This is a genomic window from Superficieibacter sp. BNK-5 (assembly GCF_047456055.1).
GTDB lineage: Bacteria > Pseudomonadota > Gammaproteobacteria > Enterobacterales > Enterobacteriaceae > Superficieibacter.
The window spans coordinates 1,614,209-1,639,058 of record NZ_CP179893.1 but is presented as its reverse complement, the minus strand read 5'-3'; the positions used below and the strand labels follow the sequence as shown (position 1 = coordinate 1,639,058).

Below are 24,850 nucleotides of genomic sequence, written 5' to 3'. Positions count from 1 at the left end.
CTGCTTAGCCTGGGGCATTTTACCGATGATGATGAGAAGTAAAAGATAATGTTCTTCAATAATTACTGGCATGCCATAATTATTACAAATTAGTGATTTACATCAAACTTTTATTAAGGATTTCCTTAAAGAAATAAACAGCAGGCATATTATTAATATTAATTCAGAGGGATATTAACGAGCCTGCACCAAAAGGGGAAGGGGAATTCCCTGAGAGTTTGTTACAAAGTAATATTTAGCATTTAAAGTGAAAAAACATTCTATTTAAGATTAATGAAAGTAATGTCAGCTTTTCTCATAAGAAAAGCTGATTTTTATTACAGCAGCATCCCGCCAGAAACTTCCACTCGCTGTGCCGTCATCCAGCGTAGTTCGTCGCTTAAAAGCACAGCAATGGCATTGCCGATATCATCCGGTAAGCCTGCCCGTCCCAGCGCGGTTTGTGAAGAGACGAACTGATTAAGCTGTGCATTATCACGCACCGCGCCGCCGCTGAAGTCGGTTTCAGTGGCACCGGGTGCAATGCTATTCACCGTGATCCCGCGCTCGCCCAGTTCTCTGGCCTGGTAGCGTGTCAGCACCTCCATGGCACCTTTCATTGCGGCATAGGCGCTGTGTCCCGGCAGCGTAAATCGCGCCAGCCCGGTTGAGACATTCAGAATACGTCCACCGTCAGCCAGCAGGGGTAATAAGCCCTGCGTCAAAAAGAAGGGGCCTTTAAAATGGATGTTCATTAATTCGTCAAATTGCGCTTCTGTCGTGTCAGCAAAAGAGGCGTGTAAGCCGATACCGGCATTGTTTATTAAATAATCAAAATTGTGACGCTGCCAGAGGGCATTAAGCTGTTGCCGGACCTCAGCGATAAAACCGCCAAAACCTGCTGTATCGCCGACATCCAGCGCCAGTGCTACCGCCTTGCCCCCTTTCTGCTCAATTTCACGCACGACATCCTGCGCGGCGAGCGGGTTTTTATGATAGGTGAGGATAATCGCAACTCCCCGCTCCGCCAGTTTTAGCGCTGCGTTTTTCCCCAAACCGCGGCTGCCACCTGTCACTAATGCAATACGTTGCTTCATAAAAACCTCATTTCAGGGTTGTGTTGATTGTTAAACAGCTTATTAGCTGCTAAAGAATCAATAAAGATTGCAATTTGTGTTTCACTGTTTCAATTACAACAACAATAAGGGGCCGCGATGGATAAAATTTACGCAATGCAATTATTCGTTCGCGTAGCAGAGCTGGAGAGTTTTTCCCGTGCAGCAGAAGCGCTCAGGCTACCGAAAGGGAGCGTGTCGCGGCATATTCAGGCGCTCGAAAATCAGCTTCAGACCCGGTTGCTGCACCGAACTACACGCCGTGTTCAGCTTACTCAGGATGGAATGGTATATTACGAGCGGGCGAAGGATCTGCTCAGCAATCTGGAGGAGCTGGATGGCATGTTCCAGCACGATCCCGGCAGCCTGAGCGGAATACTGCGCGTGGATATGCCCGTGGCGATGGCTAAAAATATGGTCATTCCCCACCTGCCCGCGTTTGTACAGCAGTATCCAGGAATTGAAATCGAACTCAGCAGCAGCGACCGGCTGGTGGACGTGATCCGTGAAGGCTTTGACTGCGTGGTGCGGGTCGGGACGTTGAAGGACTCCGGTCTGATTGCCCGCCCGCTCGGTAAGATGTCACTGATTAACTGCGCCAGCCCGGATTATCTGGCGCGTTTCGGCTATCCGGATACGCCGGAGGATTTAGCCAGTCATGCCCTGGTTTACTACGCGGTGAATACCGGCGTGCGTCCGCAGGGATTCGAAATTTACAGCAATAACGTTACGCGCTGGGTGAAGGCGGGCGGCATTTTAACGGTCAATAGCACCGAAACGTATCACGCGGCGTGTCTGGCGGGGCTGGGGATTATTCAGGTTCCACGGGTGGGCGTGAAGGACGCGTTGCGCAGTAAAAAACTGGTCGAGATTTTGCCGCAGTATCGCGCACAGCCGATGCCGGTTTCGCTGATTTACCCGCACCGGCGTAATCTCTCCCGGCGCGTACATCTGTTTATGGAGTGGTTAACTGGCGTAATGAAAACCTACGTCGATTAACCGTGACTATAATTGCCTTATACGTCACATATTCATAAAAAAGGAATCTCTCTCTAATGACGCCGGAAAATGATGAAAAGCGCCCCGTAACCGAGCTGGACTATAAGCCCGTCAAAAAGGTGGTAACGGAAGATCCTCCGGCTACAACGCCGGATGCCCAGAAAGACGAGAAGGAAAAGCCAGAACCTGAAAAGAAAGAGTCTGACGGCGGTGTCATCGCGACGGTGACGGAGACGGCGGAAAAAATCCAGCGCCGTCCCATGATTGCACACCTGATCCGCGCTACGGAACGCTTTAATGACAGGCTGGGTAATCAGTTTGGCGCGGCCATCACCTATTTCTCTTTCTTATCGATGATCCCTATCCTGATGGTCTGTTTTGCGGCCGCTGGTTTCATCCTCGCCTCTCACCCGACGCTATTGCAGGATATTTTCAATAAAATCCTCGATAGTGTGAATGACCCGACCACGGCAACGACCCTGAAAAGTACCATCAGTACCGCCGTGCAGCAGCGTACCACGGTCGGGATCGTCGGCCTGCTGGTGGCACTCTATTCCGGAGTGAACTGGGTGGGCAACCTGCGTGAAGCCATCCGCGCCCAGTCGCGCGATGTCTGGGAGAGCAAAACGCAGGACGATGAAAAATTCTGGGTAAAATATATCCGCGATTTTATCTCGCTGATCGGCCTGCTGGTCGCGCTGGTGATCACGTTGTCGATTACCTCTATCGCCGGGGCGGCGCAGGAAAAAATTATCTCCTGGCTCTATCTGGACTACATCGACTGGCTGAAGCCGGTCTGGCAGCTGATCGGCCTGGCGATATCGATTTGCGCCAACTACCTGCTGTTCTTCTGGATCTTCTGGCGTTTGCCACGCCATCGTCCGCGTCGCAAGGCGCTGATGCGCGGGACGCTGCTTGCGGCGATAGGCTTTGAGGTCATTAAAATCATCATGACCTGGACGCTGCCTTCGCTGGCTACCTCACCTTCCGGTGCGGCGTTTGGCTCGGTTCTGGGCGTGATGGCTTTCTTCTACTTCTTTGCCCGTCTGACGCTGTTCTGCGCGGCGTGGATCGCAACGGCAGAATACAAAGACGATCCGCATATGCCGGGTAAAGGACACCATTAAAATCCCATCGCGGGCTGAGCGAAAAAGTAAAATCTCAGCCCGCGCCTTCATTTCAGCAGATAAAACTAACCTGTAACTTTTATTTAACCTAAACCTGGTTTTAAATGCTAACTTTTAAATTCTGTGAAGCATTTCATAGACCATAACTTGCAGGTATGAACATTATTCACTTTTTGTTTGTTTTTTGACCACTACGCTATCCCCTTCAGGATTGAAATGTCGCTTTTGCTGTGCGTAATATGGCCTTTCGATGGTCATAAAATAAGAAATATTTATGCAAGCAACCGCCACAACTACGCTCGACAATGCCGCCGACATCGCACCGGTCAACTCCCGTAATAAGGTCGTCGTTGCCTCCCTCATTGGTACTGCCATTGAGTTTTTCGACTTCTATATTTACGCCACCGCTGCGGTGATCGTTTTTCCGCATATTTTCTTCCCGCAGGGCGATCCGACCGCGGCGACGCTACAGTCACTGGCGACGTTCGCCATTGCCTTCATCGCGCGTCCTATCGGCTCAGCGCTATTTGGTCACTTTGGCGACCGTGTCGGCCGTAAGGTGACGCTGGTCGCGTCGCTACTGACCATGGGAATTTCGACGGTGGTTATCGGTTTGCTTCCCAGCTACGCCACCATCGGTATTTTTGCGCCGCTGCTGCTGGCACTGGCTCGTTTTGGGCAGGGTTTAGGTCTGGGCGGTGAATGGGGCGGTGCGGCGTTGCTGGCGACAGAAAACGCTCCACCTCGCAAACGGGCACTGTACGGCTCTTTCCCGCAGCTTGGTGCACCGATTGGCTTCTTCTTTGCCAACGGCACGTTCTTGTTGCTCTCGTGGCTGCTGACCGACGAGCAGTTTATGCAGTGGGGCTGGCGTGTGCCGTTTATCTTCTCTGCGGTGCTGGTGTTGATCGGCCTGTACGTGCGCGTGTCGCTGCATGAGACGCCGGTCTTTGCCAAAGTCGCTGCCGCGAAGAAACAGGTGAAAGTCCCGATGGGAACGCTGCTGTCGAAGCACCTGCGCGTGACCGTGCTGGGCACGTTTATCATGCTGGCAACGTATACGCTGTTCTACATTATGACCGTCTATTCGATGACCTTCAGCACCACGGCGGCCCCGCAAGGGCTTGGTTTGCCGCGTAATGAAGTGCTGTGGATGCTGATGATGGCGGTAATTGGTTTTGGCGTGATGGTGCCGATTGCCGGGCTGCTGGCGGATGCGTTTGGCCGTCGGAAAAGCATGATTGTGATCACCACGCTGATTATCCTGTTCGCGCTGTTCGTGTTCCCGCCGCTGCTGGGTTCGGGAAATCCACTGCTGGTGATGGCGTATCTGCTGATTGGCCTGAGCCTGATGGGGCTGACCTTCGGCCCAATGGGCGCGCTGCTGCCGGAGTTGTTCCCGACCGAAGTACGTTATACCGGGGCGTCATTCTCCTATAACGTGTCATCGATTCTGGGCGCATCCGTTGCGCCGTATATCGCCACCTGGCTCCAGGCGAATTACGGTCTGGCTTACGTCGGGTTCTATCTGGCCGCGATGGCGGCGCTGACGTTAATTGCGCTGCTGCTGACCCACGAAACCCGTCATCAGTCGCTGTAACGCCTTAACGCCGGATAAGCGCAGCGCCGTCATGCCGGGCGGTAATCCCGCGTTGTCATGCCGGGCGGCGCTGCGCTTGCCCGGCCTACGATTAACTCCAGCCTGACACTCTCCTTCTGAATCAATCCCTTGCACCAGACCGTAGGCCCGGTAAGCGCAGCGCTACCGGGCATTTTACCATCGCACTATAACGTCATACGCGTGCGTCCAGCCTTACTTCTTCATCTGTGACAGGATGGTGCGGCACTGGTTTTCATTCCCTTCTGACGGGGAAATCAACGCTACCAGCGCGGCGGCTGGGGCGACCAGCGTTGCCAGCGCCGCGGCTACCGCACCACGGGCAATCAACGGCCCTGCCTTCACACCCGCCTGCGGATTCTTGAAGGTGCCACGCACGTACAACGGTGAACGCAGGGTGACGATACGGATGCCTTTACTTTCCGGGTCGATGGTCAAATCCATCTGCTCGGAAGCGAAGCTGGCAGTACCGGTCACGTTGATCAGCGCATTCTCAGTATCGAAGGCGAAGATTTGCGGACGCGCCACACCGTTCACGATATCCAGGTTCGCCGCCGCACAGTTGACGCGAACTTCCTCATCACCAAACAACTGGCCGACGATGAAGTTACCCACGTTAAGCCCGACGATCTCCATCAGGTTGCGGCTGATCAAGCCATCGTTCATCAGCAGCTTCAGGTTACCGTTACTGCTGCCCAGCAGCGCCGCCACGGAGTTACCCGTTCCGCGGAACTCGGCGTCACCGTTCATTTCACCCAGCGTTTTCTGCATCATCTCTGAATCAGGCATCAGCTCTTTCAGCTTCAACCGACGAGCCTGAACGTCTGCCACGCCGCGCATCGGTTTTTTATCGCCTTCAAGATGAATATTGGAAGAAATCGTTCCGCCTGCCAGGCCAAACTTCAGCGGCTGCAAACGCAGATCGGCATTTTTCAGGATGATATGCGTTGAGAGATCGCTAATCGGCAGGCTACTACCATGCTCAATACGACGCCCCTTAAAGCGCACGTCCGCATCCATCACATCCCACTTATCGGTTTCAAAGCGATCATACGGCAGCACTTTGTCAGCAGGCTGTACGCTCTTCTCGCCTTTTTTCTGCTCGGATTGTTTCGACTTCTCAGCCCCTTTGCCCGAGTCCACGCCGATCAGCGGCCCCAGATCCGCCAGTCGTAGCTGGCGCGATTCCAGATCGCCTTCCAGCTTCGGACGCGGTTTACCGGTGGTGTAGGTCAGCGATCCATGAATATCACTGTCGCCGATACGACCGTTAAAGTTGCGATAGTCAAAGACAGAGGATTTCTCGGTATCGATTTTGGCGACCAGGCGGCCGTCCGTTTCGAACGGCGGGGTATCCGGCAGCAGCACGCCGGTTAAGTCATACAGCTCGCCCAGCGAATCGCCGGAGAACTTGAGGCGCAGATCGACGCCGCCCATTTTCATCGGATCGTTAACCGTACCGTCAAACGCCACGCGGGTATTGCCCGAACGGAAATCTGCCTGCACCGGGAACGGCGTGCCTTCACTGCGCAGCGCCAGCATACCGCCGATTTTACCCGTGCCGGTGAGCGGCTGCCCGTTGTAGCGCCCTTTCGCTTTCAGGCCAAATACGTAGTCGCCGACTTTACCTTTGTCTTCCTTACCTTTACTGCCGGTAACTTCGCTAAAGGGCAGCGGTTTACCTAACGGATCGACCAGAATTTCGATATCGGCGCGGCTGACTTTATCGTCAATGGCAATCCGACCACGGTCGAAGAGAATATTGTCGAGACGGAAAGACCAGGCGGAAGGCTGGGCGTTCTCTTTTTTCTCGTCATCCGAGGCCAGATTAAACGTCCAGTTATCGTTTTTCTCAGACAGACGGATCAATCGCGCGTCAGGCTGCACGAATTTCACCCACGGCAAATAAACCGTTTTGCTTAACAATGACAGCGGTGCCAGCGTCGCCTCTACGCGCGGCAGATGCACCATGGTGACTTCCGGAATATCCGGCGGATTACCGAGAATAATATCTTCCGCATGAACATGCGGCCACGGCACCCAGCTTCGCCAGCCCGTTTCCTGTTTTTGCCGCTCCCATACCACGCCCAAATCGCCACGAATGGCGAAAGGACGATTAAGCTCCGTAGACACTTTTTGGTTGATGGTCGGCTTCAGGCGATTCCAGTCAAAGGTCGCGATAATAATGATGGCAACTACAATGAGCAGCACCAGCGTCCCTAAGATAATGGCAAGTATTTTACTTGTTTTCGACATGCCTCACTCCGCTTTCTGATTACCTTACCTGTCCTAAAGATAGTTGAGGCTGGCAGAAAAGGGAGCGGCAGTTTCCTTAATTATGAAAGAGTAACCTGATTACACGCTTGCAGAACGCCTGAGGATCATGCGCTTTCCTGAATCATCCATTCCGGCGAGAGTTGCATCACGACATCGTCGAGAGTCGCCATAGGCACTGGCCGGGAGAGGAAGTATCCCTGAGCGGCAAAGGCGGGCGACTGCTGGACATCATGCCATTCTTCCAGCGTTTCAACGCCTTCTACAATCACCCCCTGGCAATAGCGATTCATTAACTGGATTAGCAGGGTAAACAAGTTGCGGCCTTCCGGCGTTTTGCGCAGCATGATGAATAGATCGCGCGCCACTTTGATGTAGTCGTAGCGTACTTCACTCAGCGCGGAGAAATTCGCCATCCCGGTGCCGAAGTCGTCCAGCCATAGCGGACCAAATTCGCAGAACGAAGCGAAGGACGAATCGACCGGCAGGCTAATATGCTCAACCAGTTCGAGACGCAGCCAGGAAAGGCTGTCTATCGTCGCCAAAAGCACTTTGTCCTGCCGCATAGCGAGCAGCGTTGGCCCGTCCACGTTTACCGATGCCAGAATCTGATTACGCTCAAAAAATGCCTGCTTTTGCTGTAACACCGCGAGCTGTGCTTTCACCACGTCCATACGTTGACGCACCGCGACCTCGGCAAAATAGCGGTCGGGAGGAATACGCTGCCCGGGATTATCAGGATGGGTCACAATCGTCAGAATTTCGATCGCCATCAGGCGGCCGTCCGTTCTGTAGATCGGCTGATAGGTCCAGGCAAGCTTACACTGCAGCCAATAGTGCCGCTCCTGAAGGGTTGCAATCTCTGCTTCAGGAATGTTCAGCCGCTGGATAACCTGCTTTAACTTCATCTCAGATGTCCTGTGCAAAGGGGATGATCTGTCGGTACTCGTCACAGAGTTATCGGCGCACGAATTGAGAACTTTATGTTCAACGGCGGGCAAATTGAAAATCTGCGTGCCAAAAGACGCTAATAACACGCGTCAGCTCAAAAAAATTATGGAACGTTGTTTTAATATAGTTGACCGAAAAATCTTCACAGAGCAGACTAAGCTCATTTCCCGCTTCAGGTCAGGTTAACTGTATGTCTAAGAAAATTGCCGTCATTGGCGAATGCATGATTGAGATGTCAGAGAAAGGTGCAGAAGTGAAGCGCGGCTTCGGCGGCGACACGCTTAATACCTCGGTTTATATCGCGCGTCAGGTCCCTGCTACCACGCTGAGCGTTGAGTACGTGACCGCGCTGGGTAACGATAACTTTAGCCAGCAAATGCTGGATGCCTGGCAGAGCGAGAATGTCGGCACTGGCCTGATTCAACGGATGGCAAACCGCCTGCCGGGACTTTATTACATTGAAACTGATGATACCGGCGAGCGCACATTCTGGTACTGGCGTAATGAAGCGGCAGCCAAATTCTGGCTGGAAACGCCGGAAGCCGTTGCCATCTGCGAGAAGCTGGCAACGTTCGATTATCTTTATTTAAGCGGCATCAGCCTGGCCATTCTCAGCCCATCCAGCCGCGAGAAACTGTTCTCCCTGCTGCGCGAATGCCGCGCCAACGGTGGCCAGGTGATCTTCGACAATAACTATCGCCCGCGCCTGTGGGCCAGTCAGCAGGAGACGCAGCAGGTGTATCAGCAGATGCTGGAATGCACCGACATCGCCTTCCTGACCCTGGATGATGAAGATGCGTTGTGGGGTGAGAAACCGGTTGAAGACGTGATTTCACGCACTCAGGCGGCGGGGGTGAAAGAAATCGTCATCAAACGCGGCGCAGAGTCGTGCCTGGTCGCGGTGGGCGATGAGCCGATCGTTGAGGTCGCGGCGGTGAAACTGCCGAAGGAGAAGGTAGTCGATACCACGGCTGCCGGAGATTCCTTCAGCGCAGGTTATCTGGCGGTACGTCTGACCGGCGGTGATGCGGCTGAAGCGGCGAAACGCGGACATCTGACCGCCAGTACGGTGATTCAGTATCGCGGCGCGATTATTCCGCGTGAAGCCATGCCGCAGTAATATTAAACCTGATTGGCTAGTGTAGTGACGTTTTGCCGGGTGGCGGCTTCGCCTTACCCGGCCTACAAATTATTCTATATCAACCCGTTGCACCACTTCTGTAGGCCCGTGCAAGCAAAGCGCCGCCGGGCATCACTTCACGGTATAACCGTTGTCAGCGTTCTGAGTAATTTTGTATCATCAGGCCAGCAACCTGTAGTCTCGATAGCCATTTCCACGCCAGCGGCCCCACCAGGAGGCCGCCAGTCGAAAGGTGAAATGCTTACTGCGCCGGCGGAATATCCGTCACTTCCGGATGCACATCTTCCTGTGCCGTAGAAGACGCGGCAGGTTCAACGGGCAGCATGATGTCATTCCAGCTCGCCTGAAGTTCCTTCATGTCATATTCCGGCTCGCCTTTCGGCTGTAGCAGGACCAGCGACATATCCTGAGAAAGCTGCTGGCGGAGATCCTGATTCAGCACGTCCAGCGTCAGGCCATCAAGGAAGTTCTGACGCAGCTTCTGATACTGCTCCGGCGCGATATCCACCACCTGATTTTGCAGGGAACGCATCCGCTGGCTGATCAATACGTCGGTATCGGTACGCGCATAGGTCGCAAAGAGTTTTTGCAACTCCAGTTTCTTCTGGGCTACCAGCGCGTTGAACTCCTCTTCCGTCAGCCCTTTCTCGCGCAGGGTTGCCAGTTCACGAGCAACAGTGACCAGATTGGTATTCAGCTTCTCATTTGGGGAATCGATATTGATACCGCACTGCGCGCGCTGGTAAAGCACACGGCAGTCGAAACCCATACTGATATCTTTGGCGTTGCTTTTGCTAAGGTTTTGCTGGACGTGCCAGTACAACGCTTCACGCGCCAGATCTGCACGCCAGTAGCGCTGTAGTGCCGCGGATTCGCGGATCGGCTGCCACGGGTTATCCCACATGACCGACAGGCGATCCTGCGTCACGGTGTCGGTCATGATGCTTACGGCATTGCGCGGCAGCGGCGACAGCGTTGGCATCGGCGCAGGCGTTTCGCGCTTGCCTTTCAGTTCGCCAAAGGCTTTGTTGATTTGCTCTGAGACGCTACGGCTATCGACATTGCCCACCACAATCAGCGTCATGGCATCCGGGGTGTACCATTTCTGATAGAAGGATTTCACCTGTTCCGCATTCACCGGTTTTTTCAGCGGATCGGCCGGATCGTGGCCCAGCATAGTCGATCCTTTCAGGCGGTAGCGCCACCAGCCTTCTTTGGTATCCATCGGCCAGGTCATGACTTTATCTGCACTGTCAGGCGTTGCGCTGATGGTTTCAGGCGTAATGTTCAGTCTGCCGGAGCTGTCCGCCAGCCAGGTCAGCGCCTCTTTCAGCAGATCGTTGCGGTTATTCGGCAGGCTGAGATTAAACATGGTGTGGTCGTAGGAGACGACGGCGGGCGGCAAAGGACGGTTAGGATCGGTCCCCTGCTGCCACAAGGATTGCGCCTGCACCGGCTGTAAACTGCCGTGCTGTGAAAGCGCAATCTGAGGAATAAAGTGGCTAAAGCCAATCTGCTGCGTATTTTCAGTGAGTGAACCGGTGTTAATGAGCAGACGAATTTCAATACGATCGCTGGGACGTTGCGGAGTGGATAACACTTGCCACTGAAAACCATTCGCCAGCGTTCCCTGTTGCCAGGCCGGGTCAGGCTGGAGTGCTTCTGCCTGCACATAACCAGCCGTCGCAATCATCAGCAAACCACCGGCTAAGAGTCGAATTTTTGTGCCCTGCATGTAAACCCCTGATCAACATTCCTGGTAATAAAGACAAAGACCATCCTGCAATGAGGATTATTTTGAGTATGGAAAAGCCCTTTCTAAGACCACGCAAAGCGGAAAATGTCGCGCTGGCTTCAGAAAATAATCACCAATTATGCTCAGGAGGCCGTAGCCCTTCAAGGGACTACGGCGATAAGGGGCGGAATTAAGAGGATATTTCGTGCGTTTTGCCGTCTGGCGCACGGTTATTCAGGGTATCGGTGAGCTTTTTATGATCAAGTTCTTTCACGCGTTTGGCGACGACGATGGTGGCCACGCCGTTACCAACCAGGTTGGTCAGCGCACGCGCTTCCGACATAAAGCGGTCAATCCCGAGGATAAGCGCCAGCCCGGCAACCGGCAGATGGCCTACCGCCGAAATGGTCGCCGCAAGGACGATAAACCCGCTGCCGGTTACGCCCGCCGCCCCTTTCGACGACAGCAGTAGCACCACCAGCAGCGTGATCTGGTGGAAAATATCCATATGACTGTTAGTGGCCTGAGCGATAAACACCGCCGCCATCGTCAGATAGATCGACGTTCCATCGAGGTTAAATGAGTAGCCCGTCGGGATCACCAGCCCGACCACCGATTTACGGCAGCCCAGCCTTTCCATTTTATCCAGCATACGCGGGAGTGCGGATTCGGAGGAAGACGTACCCAGTACAATCAGCAACTCTTCGCGAATGTAGCGGATGAACTTAAAGATGCTGAAGCCGGTCGCACGCGCGATAGAACCCAGCACCACCACCACGAACAAAATACAGGTGGCGTAGAAGCACAGGATCAGCTGCCCGAGTTGCACCAGCGTACCGACACCATATTTACCGATGGTAAACGCCATCGCCCCAAATGCGCCAATCGGTGCCAGACGCATGATCATATTGATGATGCCGAAAATGACCTGCGAGAAGCTCTCAATCACGTTAAAAATGAGCTGGCCTTTGCTGCCCAGACGGTGCAGGGCAAAACCAAACAGTACGGCAAACATCAGCACTTGCAGGATGTTACCGCTGGCGAAGGCGCCAATCACGCTTCCCGGAATAATATCCATCAGGAAAGCCACAATGCCCTGGTCTTTCGCCTGCTCGGCGTAAACCGCCACTGCCTGCGCGTCGAGCGTCGCCGGGTCGACGTTCATGCCGGCCCCTGGCTGCACCACGTTAACGATAATCAGACCAATAATCAGCGCAATGGTACTGACGACTTCAAAGTAAAGCAGCGCGACAGCCCCGGTCCGGCCGACCGCTTTCATACTCTCCATGCCGGCAATGCCCGTCACAACAGTACAGAAGATGACCGGCGCGATAACCATTTTAATGAGCTTCACAAACGCATCGCCCAGCGGCTTCATTTGTGCGCCCAGTTCAGGGTAGAAGTGGCCCAGTAAAATACCGATGGCGATGGCGCTCAGGACCTGAAAATAGAGGCTTTTAAACAGTGAGGTTTTCATTAGGATGTCCTTAAGATAAAACCACAGGCATTGTAGGGTTGGTTCCACCTGCGGTTTTAAAATAACACCCAAGAAACATTCCAGAAATGAACCCAGTTCAAATTTGAAACATTTTTGTTAAAAAGTTAGAGCTGACTCGCACAAGCGCAATAAACTTACTCACCTTCCTTAACATGAAGCGCCCTGAACCAGGTTTGCTCAAACTGTTCCGGGGTCAGCGCGCTGGCAAACAGGAATCCCTGAACATAATCAACCCCGGCGGCTTTCAGCCACTCATACTGCGCCTGCTCTTCCACGCCTTCCGCCACGATACTGAGATTAAGGCTTTGCGCCATCTGCACTATCGCCGACACCATACTGGTGTCTTCAGGAATGCCATCCACGAAGATTTTGTCGATTTTCAGCATGTCTACCGGCAGCGATTTCATATGCTGAAGCTGACGCAGCCCGGCGTAGCCCATCCCAAAATCGTCCAGCGCAATACTCACCCCCGCGTTACGCAGCGGACGCAGGATGGCAATGGCCGCCTGCGGATCGTCAATGCGGCGGCTTTCGGTCACTTCGAGGATCAGCGAACCCGGCTCAATACGATAGCGGTTCAGCAGCTCAAGCAGGTCGGGCACCATATCGTGATGCAGCAGTTGCAGGGCCGAAATATTGACCGACAGCGGCAGACGCAGGTCTTTAGCCCGCCAGGCGGCAAGCTGGCGACAGGCTTCTTCCAGCACCCAGTAGCCGACCGTGACCATCAGGCCACAGGATTCGATGGTATCAATAAGATCGCAGGGCAATTCCCACTGGCCGTTGGGCTGAAGCTGGCGCAATAACACCTCGGCACTACAGACTTTCCCGCTGCGGGTATCAATCTGCGGCTGTAGCCAGATGGCAAACTGTTGATTATCCAGCGCATTGAGGATATCGCTCTCTTCTGTCAGACGGCGCTGTGCTTTTTCCATCTGCTCCGGATCGAAAAATTCAATCTGGTTTTTGCCTTTGCGCCGCGCGGTAAAGGCGGCGGAAAATGCCCGACGATAGAGTTGCTCGGCAGAGAGGTCGCGATTAAACATGGCGATGCCAATGCTGGCGCTGGGGCGCAGCTGAATCCCCTGCACCGGCAGCCGCTCGTTAATAGAAGTGAGCACTTGCTGACCTAACGTAATCGCGTGCCACGGCTCTTTGACACCGTGCGCAATGACCGCAAAATCGTAGCCGCTGACCTGGGTCAGGACCATTTTAGGCGATAGCACGGCTTTCAGTCGCTCAACCAGCGTTAACAGCAACATTTCACGCTGGGTTTCCTGCAATACGCCTGCCGTATCCTGCAGCGTTTCACAGGCGATCACCATCAGCGCCGAGCCGCTGCTGCGCCCGGTGTTCTGCTCCAGCAGCGCCAGCAGGAAGCTTTTATTCGGCAGTCCCGATACGGGGAATGCGGTGGAATGATTATTTAACTCTTCATAGTGCCGCAACAGGGCCTGCTGGTTGCGGTTGTAGATGCGCGCCAGCATACCGATCTCATCGTCATGATGCAGATTTGGCAGACTAAGTTGATGGCCCGGCGCATCATGGGGCGAGGTGTCGTTGAGTTCGCGGGCGATTTGCCGCAGTGGGCGCACGAGTAAGCGACTACTGCCCCAGGTGATCGCCACGGTCATCACCAGCACCAAAAGTAAGTAAGCAGTCACTAACGTAGATAGCGCACTCATCACAAAGCGGTACATGCGCCATGAGTCTGCCTGCAACACCAGATACGCCAGCGGCTGTGGATTAGCAGGCCGTTCCAGCGAATAGATCGGTAGCGAGATTTGGACCGGCAGTTCGAAAATACGCGTGATGGTCACCGGCACGGGCCTTTCGGTGATAAAGCTCATGCGCAGCGCCTGGAACTGATTCGGTAAAACCACGTCGGCACGGCTGACAATCCCGGCAGGCTGGATGCGGCGCAGAATCGTCTCCGCTTCCGGAATATCACCTTTCAGAATAGAGGAGGAAAGCGGTTCGCGGACCGAGCGGGCAATGCTTTCAAGTTGAGATGCCGTGTCATAGCGACTCTGTTGCACAAAGTGAAAGAGTAAAATAAAGCAAAAAATAAACAAAAAAACCATGGCAACGACGGAGACCATCGCCATGTGTTTTATGGTTAGAGAACGGCTGACGCGCAAATTAACTCTCCACTAATACTGATCCAGAGCATCAGGTCAGGAAATGTCTCCTGGCCGGGGCCGATTATACCCGATCGTAAGACAATGAGAGAGAGAACGCGACGAATCCGCATTTGCCTGTCAGCAAATACGGAAGAATGCCATTTTTGCCAGCAGCTTAATTGCCTTTCGCAGCCATCCAGACCAGCATTTTGAGGCTGGCGGCGTAGTAATCATCCTGGGCTGTGATCTGAGGTTCTGACTGACTCTCTCCCATCGTCAAATCGCGCACGGCCAGTAATCCGGCATTCATATTATATGGCGCACGCTCGCCGTTCACGACGTTAATCCACGCAGGCGTTTGCTCGCGCGGGAAAGCCTTCCACCACTGCCGCCAGGGCTGAAGCAGCGGGCTTTGCGCATTTTGCCAGCGGATATAGAGCGGAATGCGGATCGCATCGTAGCTGACGCGTGGCGGCCATTCCTGCGCCGGACTCAGACTACCGTCAGCGGAAAGCGCCACCCAGTCCGTTGGCAACTGTGCCTCTCCCCACGCCATTTTACCAATCAGCGTCTGCCCGTCGCGCATCAGCTCCTGCCACACTTTAAGATAGCTGCGGCGGGCGAAATCCTGCCAGGCGGGAAAAATAAAGTAGGACGGATTCAGGTTAACCCGGGTGTTCAGATTAAAACCGTTTTGCCCCGGCAGCATAACGCGGTAGCCAGCAAAGTCGATCACCGTATATTTGACTAATGCCTGAGTGATGGCATCCGACGCCGCACCATAGCTATTATCCTGCCAGCGTTGCTGCGCCTTCAATAAAGCCCAGGCAATTAATACGTCGCCGTCCGAAGCATTGTTTTTATCGGCAATCGGATCGGCAGCGACCGGGTTATAGCGCCAGTAAAACAGCCCCGTCGATTTATTTTTTAAATGACCGTTGGTCCACAGCCAGAGCTTGTCGAAGGTTGGGCGGTCATTATTGGCGACCGCCATCAGCATGGCGTAGCCCTGCCCCTCGGTATGGGACACGTTGCCGTTGCCGGTATCGACAATACGGCCATCCGGCATCAGGAAGCGGGCCTTATAACTCTCCCAGGCCGTACCTGCCTGAACAACAGAGGTAAACAGCAGCGCGGTCATGACTACAGTGGCAGATAGCGTTCGCAAAACCATAATTCACTCATCGTTACGGATTGAAATAGCGGAACTGCACGTCATCGACGGCAAAGAGCTGCTCCCGCTGAAACAAGAGATGGGCTTCTCCGCCCTGTCCCTGTAGCCAGCGTGCGTAAAGTCCTTCCAGTATTGCACAAAAAGCGTTACACCAGCGGACCCGTTGCTCTTCGTCACGACTGACCGGCAGCGCCTGATGGCGGACCACCAGCCCCAGTTCACCAACGCTGACCGCCACCACGCCCCAGTTAAAGGAGGCTAACAGATGATTCATATTCTGCTCCAGGTCGCCCAGCGTCTCCGCCTCAGGAAGCGGAAAAGCATCGGCCAGGGCTTCTCCCATCTGACGTAAAAATGGCTGACTTTCGCGTTCACCCGCGTTGCGGATCATGCCGTCAACCATAATGGTCAATAGATCAAACCAGCCCGGCGGCGTTTGTTGATGCTGGAAATAAACCTTGAGCGCATTATTGTTATCCATTATTCATTCCCTAACATATAGCGGAACCATAGCCCGGCGGTGCTTTCGTTATAATCACCGAAAGTATCATAGCCAACCTGACCGCCAATACTCATCTGTTTGTTCACTTTATAATCAGCGCCAGCCCGTACCGTATAACCCAGACCGTTTTCCGAGGTGGCTTTATACTGCGCTTCTTTAGCAAAACCGTTGGCCACTGCCGTTTCAAGCTGCTGCTGCCAGCCGGACTGCGTCGGGAAGTAGTCGCTGCTGTCCTGAGAATAGGACTGATAACCCACTGAACCGCCTACTTTCAGGGTCCAGCTATCATATTTTTGCGTCAAATCGACCGGCAGGGAAACGCTGACATAGTTTTGTGGACTGAAATAGCCGCCCTGGCCAAAGGTAAACTGGCTGAGGTTTTTCGAGTAGTCCATAAAGCTCATACTCAGGCCGGTTTGCAACTGACTGTAGTCATCATGGAAAGGCCGCAAATAGACGCCCGCGTTGGCGTTAACGCTGGTGTTACTGGCGACGTTTTCACCGAGGTAGCTATAGCCGCCCCCGCCAATGTAGAAGCCCGCGTCACCATCGTCGTAGCTTAATTGCAGCGTACCGCCGTTTTTGGTGACCTGGCCCCAGCGCTTGCCGGAGTAGGAATCTTTCGCCCCAACATAGGACAGCAGGCTATCGGTAAGCGCACGCCGCTCACCGATCAGGATCAGCGACAAATAATTGGTCAGCTTAGGTGACCATTTCACGCCGCCCACCAGCGTATTCAGATCCTGGCCCAGCGGCGTACTGCCGATATCAACACGGTACTGATCGCCGCTCAGCGCCATGCTTAACTCTACGCCGTTAGCCTTCTGCGAATCGGTTGAAGAATCCCCCGCCTCATTCACATCGGGCTTGAGGCTGGAGGCCGCAAGATAGCTGGCTACCTGACCGGAATCGTAGTTACGCAGCCGCGCCAGATTCTCAATACCCGTGCTGGTGGTCGGATTCAGCGTAGCCGCATCAATCGTACCCAGCGTGCTCAAAAACTGTGCGCCCGGATTGCTGGCAAAATAGGTTTCACGCTGAGTTTCAGTCATCGCCGCAATCGCCTGCTGCTCGCTGGCAGCGGTAGCCGCGATATTAGAGACGGCATTCGACAGCGGATTTGATCCATAACGCCGCCAGGCATCCCCCGAGGCGCTACCGGCACTGAGGGTGACTGGCGTGGCGGTAAATTCAAAGCGCGACTCGCCGAACGGTGACGAAGACCAGGTCAGCGGCGCTTTAACTTCGGTCAGCTTGCTGGTGCCGGATTCGCCATCGCGGCTGCGCACTTCAACGCCGCCCTGTAACCAGGTGCCGGTTTTCTCTTCCAGTTGCTCCATCATGGAATCGATTTGCCGCAGCGTGCGGTTTTGCGCCGTTTCGACCGGCAGATCGGTACGCTGACTGCCCGGCATCGTCATCTCCGGTTCACTGGTAGAGACTGTGCCAACCTGCCAGGGCAAGGTGCGTCCATAGGTTGAGGCCGTCCGCGCCTGCGGCTGGAGCCGTGACGTGCCGACAAAAGGATTATCCGCCGCCAGCAGACCGCCAACGCTCGGCGTCGCGGAGCTATTGGTGGTCTGTAAGCCCAGAACCCGGCCACGTGCGCTACGCAGGTAAGTAAGCGCTCGCTGGTGGTTACCCTGAGCCTCTTCCACGCGCGAAAGGAGGATCAGGCGATCCGGCGTATTATCGTTGCGCAATCCGCGCGCCAGTTGTTCTGCCCGCTCATTGTTGCCTTCCGACAGTGCCACATCAATGGCCCCGGCGCGCGCCGCCTGATCGGGCGTGTCGCGGGTGATCAGATAGTCGTAAACGACCCCCGCTTCTTTGTTCATTTTGCCGCTCTGATAAAGCCGCGCCATCGCGAACATCAGATCGGTATTCTGCGGGTCCTGTTGCAGCGCGCGGATCAGTTTGTCATAAGCCGCCGCATAGTTGCCCTGCTCACGCAGGCGGTCTGCGTCGTTAACCACATAGCCATTTTGCAGGCTGGCGAGCTGGGTCGGGGTACTTTCCGCCCGCAGAGTCGGGTTCGCCAGTAGCGACTGCGCTTCACTGGTGAGGCCCGCCTGATTCAGGACCGTCACCTGATCCGCATAGTCGCCCGCACCGCCGCGCACGCCGGAATTGATATTGTTACGCACCAGCGCGACGGCGGTGGTGATATCGCCGCTCTGCGCCAGCAACCGGGCCAGTTTACCGACATCTGCCGGATCTTTCGGCGGCTGCGACGAGAGCGCTTTAAGGGTGTTCATCGCCGCCACGGCATTCCCCTGCGCGAGGTAATTCTGCGCCATGGCAATCTGCATGTTGTAGTTCACCCGCTGGCGGAGATCGCGCATCTGCGTATTCTGGCTGGAGGCCGGAATGCGGGAAAGCAGCGTTTGCGCCTGCTGCCATGCGCCGTTTTCGCTGGAAAAAAGCGCCGCCGCGTACAGCGCATTAGCGTTTGCGCCCGCGCGGTATGCCGGAGACATGACGGCAGCCGCTTCATTTTCTGCGCCGGATTTTTGCAACAGCCGCGCCAGATCCAGACGCAGCCAGAAATCATCAGGATTACGCGCCACGCCCTGACGCAGAGTGGTTATTGCCTGCGGAATATTTCCACTGGCCGCCTGCTGCTGCGCCTGACGACGGATAGCATCACCCGGTACGCCAGTGACCACCCGCGGCTGAAGGCGGTTCTGTAGATTTTGCGGCAGCGTGCGCAGCACCGTTTGCGCTTCCGCCGTTTTGTTTTGATCGCGCAGGACGTAGTAGAGATTTTCTCGTGCCGCCGCGTTCTGCGGCTGCTCGTTTAGCACCGCGCGCAGCGTCTGCTCGGCCTGGGCGTAATCTTTGTTCTGCCGCAACAGGTCAGCGCGGAATAATTTGCCTGCCGTACCGCGCTCGCCGCTCTGTTGGGCCAGCGGCGCAGAGAGCGCCAGCGCCTGACTGATATTGCCCTGCTTATACGCCTGCTGCGCCTGCGCCAGTCGTCCGTAGAATTCAGCGTCATCGGCCTGATTTTTACGCTCGTCCGCCGCGTCGCCCCCCTGACTGGCGGCCCGGTTAAGGTATTGCGCCGCCGCCTGATAATCCCCGCTACGCTGGGCAATGTAGCCCATGCCCGCCAGCGCGTCGGCATCGGCCGGGTTGGTTTGCAGAACCTGCTCAAACTCTTGCTTTGCCGCGTCAACGTTTCCGCTATTAAGGGCGGTATAGCCTTCACCTTTGGCAATGCCGCCGATACGCTCACGATAGTACTTCTGTACTTCCGTATCCTGCGGATGCCGCTGAAGCCAGTTATCATAATACCGCTGATCGCCCTGCTCCACGCCGAGCCACAAGAGCGACTGCCGCAGGCCGCTATCCGCGTCTTTATTACCGCTGGCTAATGGTTCGAGCATCTCCATCCCTTCCCGACGCGTCTCTTCCCGCCAGGTCAGGGCTTTGCCCAGCGCCACGCGAATAGCATTATCCTGCGGACGCTGCGCCACATAACGGCGTAGTTCGCTTACCGCCTGAGGATAAAGTGCTTTATCGCTTGCCATGGTCAGGTAATATTCTGCCGCAATGCCCTGCGGCGGCGTATCACCGTTAAACATGCTTTTCCACGTTGCCAGCGCGGCGGGAATGTTACCGCTACGCGCCTGCTGACGGGCAAGGTTAAGCTGACCCTGCGGCACGGCAGAAAGCTGACGGGCGTTAGCCAGCGCTTCCAGACCCGCATCATTGGGCGAGACTTTTTCCAGCCGCGCACGCCACTGCGCCGAGGCCTGAGTATCCCCGCGCTGCTGGGTCCAGAGCGCCATCAGATACAGCGCCTGCGGATTATTGGCATCCACCAGCAGCACTTTTCTCAGCGATTCCATCGCCAGTTCGTCGTGGGATTTCTCGTGCCAGTATTTAGCCTGTTCAAAGAGCGCATTGAGCGCCGCATCATTCGCGGCGGCCAGCGCGTCACCCATCGTTCCCAGTGCCAGCACGCCGGTCAGGCACAGCGTGGATAAACGGCGTCCCGGATCATGCTTCATCATTGTGGTCGCTCCCTGAATAGAGACGTTTACGGGCATGCCGTCTGAACATGGCGGTTAATGCCACCCCCAGGATAGACGCGGCAATGAGTCCCACAATCGCCAGCAGCGCTGAATACTGGTTCGCATACCAGATAGCCATCATATAGCCTGGCATTTGTCCGCTCGGAAACTGGGTGCTGACCCGGAAACTGCGAACGCCGTTTTCGTCGGTGATAATTGAGGTATCGCCGCGGATACCTGCGTTAATGCGCGATGAGCTGAGATCGTTGGGTAACCTGGCAAGTTGATCGTCATTACTGCCCACGGCAGCGACCACCACCCGTTCGGGATTCCACGGCGAGCGATAACTAACAAACCCGCGCCACGCCTCGTTTGAGGAGAAATAACGGTCAGCATCGATATTATCCGTCGACCAGTCGCCAAGCAGCCAGCGCTGTACCTTCTGCCAGGGGGTCGGTGACCGAACGCCCAGCGTACTGTCGCCAGCAATGTATGGCGATTGCGACAGCAGCCCCTGAATAAAGGCTTTCTGATCGAGGCCGCCCACCGCCAGCACATCGCGCTGGCGCAGATACTCAAGGCTGGTGCCGCCGCCGGGGATCCCCATCACTACGCGGTTATTAGCCAGCGCCATTCCGGTCGCATTACCGGAACGCGCCGCAAGATTCAGCAGTGTCGCCACCTGAGTCTCAGACGGCGTCTCTGGTAGCAGCATCACCGTCTGTGAATAGTCCGCCAGCCGGGTAAACGGGAAAGATGCACCGACAAAATAGGAGAGGTTCGGCAGCATAGCAAAGTGCTGCGTATGGCTCAGGTCGATCCATGAATCCTCATTAAGACGGCTCTTGATGTTGTTATTCAGCAACACGCTACAGGGCGCGGTTTCCTTTGGCACCACGTTAAAGTAGAGCGAAAGCTGGTTATCGCCATAAATCAGATACGGTTCCAGCGGGATCGTCACCTGCTCCTGGCGCGCATCACCGCCCGCTTTACGCCACAGCATTTCGAGGAAGCCTTGCTTGTTCATCGGCAGGTTGCTGAGGAACGTGTTATTCAGCGTGACGCTCAGGCGTGATTTTTCTTCGTCAATCCAGGTTTCGGAAGGAAAACGATAACCAATGTGCAGCGGAATAGTTTCGCCGTCCCACAAATAGAGATCCGGCGCGGCGCGGAACGCCACCTGAAGCGGCGCATGCCAGACGCCGGAAACGGTGGTGCTTTGATCTTTACGGATCAGCGACGACAGTTTTACCGGATGGGACGTCGGGATCCAGCGTGGCGCATCATAAGGTTTACTGGCCGGGATCGCCTGCGCTTCAACGTCAGCACTCGCCGTCTGAGCAGGGAAATTGCCTTTCGCCAGCCGCCAGGCCGCGGCCCGCAGCGCCGCATCATCTTTGCCGACGACCAGCAACAGTTTATAGACCGGGTTAACCGGGTTATCGATAAGTCTCAGCAGCGGTCCGTTCGTTTGCGGCAACGTCAGTCCACCGATTTGTTCACCGGGATGGCCGACGATGATGCCGTGCTGTTCAGGCAGGCGATTACTCAGCGCGGTAAATGAAATGCCGCGATAGTCAGCCTGCATCCCCATCCACGACGAAATCAGTGCCGCCGCACTGACCGCATCCGGGGTGAGTTTTTCCGGGAAACCAAAGGCCAGATTGACCGGCGTCATCTGCTGGCTGTCAAAAAACGGTTTCGGAAAATGGCTGAGGTCGGAACCAATACTCAGTTGCTGTCCTTCAAGCTGGAAGCTCGATGTAGGCAGGATCACCACCCGATATTTATCGCTGATATCGCGCAGGCATTGCTGGGCATCGCCATCGTTGATCTTAAAGCTCAGGTTGTTGCTGGAGACCATCAGCGCTGCCGGGATATCCAGTTCAAAATGCGAGACGTTATTTTCCGCCGCGCCCAGCGGCACGTTGCCCAGCGGCTGACCGTTAAGCTGAAGTTGCAGGGTCGCATTGCGAGCTGCCATTTCCGGGGAAACCTCGACGTCCAGCGCGAGCTGTGCGCTGGTGATCACCCGGTCGCCGGGCAGAGTAAAATCGATGCCGCCCTGGAGTTGTCCGCCGCTGAGGGCAATGCCTTGTGGGCTTCCCATTTGCGCAAAGGTCAGGCTACTGTCTGCCGGAGGCATAAATCCGGACGCGGTAGCAGTGATGGGCGGCATGGCAGGCGGCGCGTCGGCGTTAGCGGCGTCAGGCGTCGGTTCCGGCGTCAGCGTGGCGGGCGCGGTGGTATCCTGCGACTCAGGCGGATTTTCTGGTGCAGGCGCGGATGTTCCGGTTGTCGCAGCATCTGAATTTACAGGTGCAGGCGTCGCTGGCGTCACTTCCGACCCAGGTAAAGGGAAATTCAGCGGCGGGGTTGTCTCATTGTCAGCCGCCGTCTCCTCTCCGTGGAGCGCGGGCACAAACAATGTCCCTATGATCAGTGCCAGCGTCGTGAATCGCTTCATACGCGACTATCCTCCTTCGCCACCGCTGCGGCGGTAGCCCGATGACGCCGACGGCTACGGCGCGATTTCCATGTCAGCCAGAACAGTTCAAATACGCAGCGCAGGATCGTCACGAACGAGCGGAACGGATTATCCTGCTGACGCGGCGGATTGATCCACGCATCGGCACGAGAGAGTACGACGCGGACCAGTTCACGACGACGGGAGAGCGGAATATCTTCATCAAACATCACGCGGATAAAATGGTTATCGACCGCCACCAGCTTCGCCGGAATGGCAATCGCCCCGGATTCAAGGATAAGTTCGATCTCTTCAATTTCATCGTGGGTATGGCGGTCATCCACGATGGAAATACGGCAGCCGCCCATAGAGAGATCCGCCGTCTGGCTGCGGGTCACAAAGCCGCTGGCGTAGTGGATCAGCACCGGAATGGTCACCTCAATACGAATGGTTTTACGCGTCTGCCGCGTCTCACGGGCAACGGCAATGGCGGCCAGCAGGAAGATAAGGCTGTAAACGCCCCAGCCGATGTTCAGCGCGATAACGCTGGGATCGGCGGTAAAGAAGTCATGGGCAAACGCGCGCACGATCCCGGCAATCACCGCGACCGCCAGCAGGAAAGCGACTACCAGATGCGGTCTGACCACGCTGAAATCGAAGTAGCCGACGTCCAGCAATCCGCCTTTATCGGTCACGTTGAACTTGCCGCGTTTCGGGAAAACCATCGTCACCAGCGTCGGCAGAATTAAGTGGAACGCCAGCACGATATCGTAAATCTCGCCCCAGAAACTGTAGCGGTAGCGGCCGTTCATCCGCGATCCGACATAGATCGCGAGGAACAGGTGCGGCAGCGCATAGCCGAGGATCAGGCTGGCGGAAGAGTGAATGATATTCAGGTTAAACAACAGGTAAGCCAGCGGTGCGGTCACGAACACCACGCGCGGAATGGCAAATTGATAGTAGAGCATGGCGCTGAGGTAGCACAGCCGCTGCTGGAAGGTCAGCCCGCGCCCGAACAACGGGTTATCGAGGCGGAAAATCTGCGTCATGCCGCGCGCCCAGCGGGTACGCTGGATCACATGGAGTACCAGACGCTCCGTTGCCAGCCCCGCCGCCAGCGGAATATCGACAAACGCCGATTTCCAGCCGCGACGCTGCATTTTCAGCGCGGTGTGCGCATCTTCCGTCACCGTCTCAACGGCAAAACCGCCAATCTCTTCCAGCGCGCTGCGGCGGATCACCGCACAGGAGCCGCAGAAAAACGTCGCGTTCCAGTTATCGTTCCCCTGCTGGATCGGGCCGTAAAACAGCATCCCTTCGTTAGGAATATTACGCCCGACCGACAGGTTGCGTTCAAAAGGGTCCGGCGAATAAAAGTAGTGTGGGGTTTGTACCAGCGCCAGCATCGGATCTTTCAGGAAGCCGCCAACGGTGGCCTGAAGAAAAATACGCGTCGCCACGTGGTCGCAGTCAAATACGCAAATCAACTCACCCTGGGTGATTTTCATCGCGTGGTTGAGGTTACCTGCTTTGGCATGGTTATGCTCGGTACGGGTAATATACCCGACGCCCACGTCCTGAGCGAAAACGGCAAATTCCCGACGACTGCCGTCATCGAGAAGATAGATTTTTATTTTATCTCTTGGATAATCAATACATTGCGCCGCCAGCACCGTGTCACGCACCACTTCCAGCGGTTCGTTATAGGTCGGTATATAAACATCCACCGTCGGCCATAACGACATATCGTCCGGCAAAGGAACAATTTCGCGTTTTAACGGCCAGACGGTTTGCAGATAATTGAGCAGCAGCATCACCCAGATATACACTTCCGCCAAAAATAGCCCCATTCCAAGAATGGCCTCTATCTCGGAATTAAAATGCAGGGTTTGCGTCAGGCGGAAATACATATAGCGGGTGGACATCAGCAACGACATCACCACCATAATCACCGAAATACTGCGTCGTTTACTGAACCCCATCAAAAACAGAATGCCGATGCTCAGCAGTCCAAAAATATACTGCTTCTGGCTGTCCATTGGCGTCACGATCACCAACAGCGCAACCGGCGCTAACGCCAGCACCAGCATATAAAACAGGAACTTTTTCATATGTCGTCCTGAAT

Annotated in this window: 15 protein-coding genes; 4 read left to right on the top strand and 11 right to left on the bottom strand. The window is 55.3% G+C overall.

The annotated features are described in order from the left end of the window. Positions 1-317: 317 nt before the first annotated feature. Positions 318-1,076 carry an SDR family NAD(P)-dependent oxidoreductase gene (locus tag ACMGGS_RS07810; protein ID WP_414165658.1) on the bottom strand — a complete coding sequence of 253 codons (759 nt, stop codon included), beginning with the start codon at positions 1,074-1,076 and terminating at the stop codon, positions 318-320. 117 nt (positions 1,077-1,193) lie between these two features. Here ACMGGS_RS07810 and ACMGGS_RS07805 point away from each other — a divergent pair, with 117 nt between their 5' ends. The 3 genes from ACMGGS_RS07805 to ACMGGS_RS07795 all read left to right on the top strand — a co-directional run bounded on the left by ACMGGS_RS07805 (position 1,194) and on the right by ACMGGS_RS07795 (position 4,820). Further along, the gene (locus tag ACMGGS_RS07805; RefSeq protein WP_414165657.1) at positions 1,194-2,093 is read left to right on the top strand and encodes a LysR family transcriptional regulator; all 900 of its coding nucleotides are present in this window, start codon (positions 1,194-1,196) and stop codon (positions 2,091-2,093) included. Positions 2,094-2,149: 56 nt separating this feature from the next. After that, entirely contained in the window at positions 2,150-3,220 is a 1,071-nt protein-coding gene (gene yhjD, locus ACMGGS_RS07800; RefSeq protein WP_414165656.1) for an inner membrane protein YhjD, read from the top strand. Positions 3,221-3,494: 274 nt separating this feature from the next. After that, on the top strand, positions 3,495-4,820 hold the full coding sequence (locus tag ACMGGS_RS07795) for an MFS transporter (protein WP_194207482.1): 1,326 nt from the start codon (positions 3,495-3,497) through the stop codon (positions 4,818-4,820). Positions 4,821-5,033: 213 nt separating this feature from the next. Here ACMGGS_RS07795 and ACMGGS_RS07790 read toward each other — a convergent pair whose 3' ends face one another. Next, the gene (locus ACMGGS_RS07790; protein ID WP_414165655.1) at positions 5,034-7,094 is read right to left on the bottom strand and encodes an AsmA family protein; all 2,061 of its coding nucleotides are present in this window, start codon (positions 7,092-7,094) and stop codon (positions 5,034-5,036) included. A gap of 125 nt (positions 7,095-7,219) precedes the next feature. Next, complete coding sequence (gene pdeH, locus ACMGGS_RS07785; protein ID WP_414165654.1) at positions 7,220-8,020, bottom strand: cyclic-guanylate-specific phosphodiesterase; 801 nt, start codon at positions 8,018-8,020, stop codon at positions 7,220-7,222. Between the two features lie 233 nt (positions 8,021-8,253). Between pdeH and ACMGGS_RS07780 the strand changes: the two genes are divergently transcribed. Beyond that, positions 8,254-9,183, top strand: a complete 930-nt coding sequence (locus ACMGGS_RS07780; RefSeq protein WP_414165653.1) for a sugar kinase — start codon at positions 8,254-8,256, stop codon at positions 9,181-9,183. Positions 9,184-9,445: 262 nt separating this feature from the next. Here ACMGGS_RS07780 and ACMGGS_RS07775 read toward each other — a convergent pair whose 3' ends face one another. The 8 genes from ACMGGS_RS07775 to bcsA form a co-directional block, all read right to left on the bottom strand. Beyond that, on the bottom strand, positions 9,446-10,939 hold the full coding sequence (locus tag ACMGGS_RS07775) for a M16 family metallopeptidase (protein ID WP_414165652.1): 1,494 nt from the start codon (positions 10,937-10,939) through the stop codon (positions 9,446-9,448). A gap of 190 nt (positions 10,940-11,129) precedes the next feature. Then, positions 11,130-12,416 carry a C4-dicarboxylate transporter DctC gene (gene dctA / locus ACMGGS_RS07770; RefSeq protein ID WP_414165651.1) on the bottom strand — a complete coding sequence of 429 codons (1,287 nt, stop codon included), beginning with the start codon at positions 12,414-12,416 and terminating at the stop codon, positions 11,130-11,132. 155 nt (positions 12,417-12,571) lie between these two features. Then, complete coding sequence (gene hmsP / locus ACMGGS_RS07765; protein ID WP_414165650.1) at positions 12,572-14,578, bottom strand: biofilm formation regulator HmsP; 2,007 nt, start codon at positions 14,576-14,578, stop codon at positions 12,572-12,574. Between the two features lie 157 nt (positions 14,579-14,735). Continuing rightward, positions 14,736-15,734, bottom strand: a complete 999-nt coding sequence (locus tag ACMGGS_RS07760) for a glycosyl hydrolase family 8 (RefSeq protein WP_414165649.1) — start codon at positions 15,732-15,734, stop codon at positions 14,736-14,738. A 13-nt stretch (positions 15,735-15,747) separates the two neighbouring features. Continuing rightward, positions 15,748-16,215, bottom strand: coding sequence for a cellulose biosynthesis protein BcsD (bcsD, locus tag ACMGGS_RS07755; protein WP_414165648.1), 468 nt, complete (start codon positions 16,213-16,215; stop codon positions 15,748-15,750). Next, positions 16,215-20,258 (bottom strand): cellulose synthase subunit BcsC-related outer membrane protein, encoded by a 4,044-nt coding sequence (locus ACMGGS_RS07750; protein ID WP_414165647.1) that lies wholly within the window; start codon positions 20,256-20,258, stop codon positions 16,215-16,217. The genes bcsD and ACMGGS_RS07750 overlap by 1 nt, the downstream gene beginning before the upstream one ends. Next, positions 20,245-22,725 (bottom strand): cellulose biosynthesis cyclic di-GMP-binding regulatory protein BcsB, encoded by a 2,481-nt coding sequence (gene bcsB, locus ACMGGS_RS07745; protein WP_414165646.1) that lies wholly within the window; start codon positions 22,723-22,725, stop codon positions 20,245-20,247. Before bcsB ends, ACMGGS_RS07750 begins: the two co-directional genes overlap by 14 nt. After that, on the bottom strand, positions 22,722-24,836 hold the full coding sequence (gene bcsA / locus ACMGGS_RS07740) for a UDP-forming cellulose synthase catalytic subunit (protein ID WP_194207491.1): 2,115 nt from the start codon (positions 24,834-24,836) through the stop codon (positions 22,722-22,724). Before bcsA ends, bcsB begins: the two co-directional genes overlap by 4 nt. Between the last annotated feature and the right edge of the window lie 14 nt (positions 24,837-24,850).

What these genes read in the sequence shown, in the direction of transcription:
- ACMGGS_RS07750 (WP_414165647.1), bottom strand. Translation starts at nt 20,258, where the DNA reads ATGATGAAGCATGATCCGGGACGCCGTTTATCCACGCTGTGCCTGACC.
- ACMGGS_RS07775 (WP_414165652.1), bottom strand. Translation starts at nt 10,939, where the DNA reads ATGCAGGGCACAAAAATTCGACTCTTAGCCGGTGGTTTGCTGATGATT.
- ACMGGS_RS07810 (WP_414165658.1), bottom strand. Translation starts at nt 1,076, where the DNA reads ATGAAGCAACGTATTGCATTAGTGACAGGTGGCAGCCGCGGTTTGGGG.
- bcsD (WP_414165648.1), bottom strand. Translation starts at nt 16,215, where the DNA reads ATGGATAACAATAATGCGCTCAAGGTTTATTTCCAGCATCAACAAACG.
- yhjD (WP_414165656.1), top strand. Translation starts at nt 2,150, where the DNA reads ATGACGCCGGAAAATGATGAAAAGCGCCCCGTAACCGAGCTGGACTAT.
- ACMGGS_RS07805 (WP_414165657.1), top strand. Translation starts at nt 1,194, where the DNA reads ATGGATAAAATTTACGCAATGCAATTATTCGTTCGCGTAGCAGAGCTG.
- dctA (WP_414165651.1), bottom strand. Translation starts at nt 12,416, where the DNA reads ATGAAAACCTCACTGTTTAAAAGCCTCTATTTTCAGGTCCTGAGCGCC.
- bcsA (WP_194207491.1), bottom strand. Translation starts at nt 24,836, where the DNA reads ATGAAAAAGTTCCTGTTTTATATGCTGGTGCTGGCGTTAGCGCCGGTT.
- ACMGGS_RS07790 (WP_414165655.1), bottom strand. Translation starts at nt 7,094, where the DNA reads ATGTCGAAAACAAGTAAAATACTTGCCATTATCTTAGGGACGCTGGTG.
- pdeH (WP_414165654.1), bottom strand. Translation starts at nt 8,020, where the DNA reads ATGAAGTTAAAGCAGGTTATCCAGCGGCTGAACATTCCTGAAGCAGAG.
- bcsB (WP_414165646.1), bottom strand. Translation starts at nt 22,725, where the DNA reads ATGAAGCGATTCACGACGCTGGCACTGATCATAGGGACATTGTTTGTG.
- ACMGGS_RS07795 (WP_194207482.1), top strand. Translation starts at nt 3,495, where the DNA reads ATGCAAGCAACCGCCACAACTACGCTCGACAATGCCGCCGACATCGCA.
- ACMGGS_RS07780 (WP_414165653.1), top strand. Translation starts at nt 8,254, where the DNA reads ATGTCTAAGAAAATTGCCGTCATTGGCGAATGCATGATTGAGATGTCA.
- ACMGGS_RS07760 (WP_414165649.1), bottom strand. Translation starts at nt 15,734, where the DNA reads ATGGTTTTGCGAACGCTATCTGCCACTGTAGTCATGACCGCGCTGCTG.